1 pseudogene is annotated in these 433 nt (G+C 43.6%); it reads left to right on the forward strand.

The features are described 5' to 3' along the window. Position 1 precedes the first annotated feature (1 nt). Positions 2-433, forward strand: a pseudogene (locus tag ACTHUF_RS11400) (hypothetical protein); the annotation flags it as partial.

The following is a 433-nucleotide window of genomic DNA, read 5'->3' on the forward strand; positions in this document are numbered from 1 at the left end:
AATCAAAACTGGTTCAGGCGGCTTTAAAATTGTATTGTCCGCCAACCCTGCGAAAAATGGCGAGTTCACACTCGGCGGTCGAAAAGTCGAGGGTGTGAGTGGTGTAGGTTCGACAATTATCGTACCTAAAACGGTGTTACAGGTTGCCGGTCAAGAAAGACGGATAGTCGACGGAAATATTTTGGGTACAAAATATAAGTACCTAGAATTGCTTGAGGCCAAAACAATAAACCGTTATGGAAAAATAGTCAGTTGGTATGCAGATTACCTGACTAGTGATCTAGCTTCAGTAAAAAAACGTCGTGGCAGCTTGAACGGCGGCTTGTTATTTAATGTTTTGAGCGACTTTGATCAGGGAAGCATTTGTGTTTTTGATACCTGGTCATTTCATGACGGCGAGACAGAGATTGTCGAGCGAGGCGGTACGCTTTAT

Source organism: Neisseria sp. P0024.S006, assembly GCF_051956595.1.
Classification (GTDB): Bacteria; Pseudomonadota; Gammaproteobacteria; order Burkholderiales; family Neisseriaceae; genus Neisseria.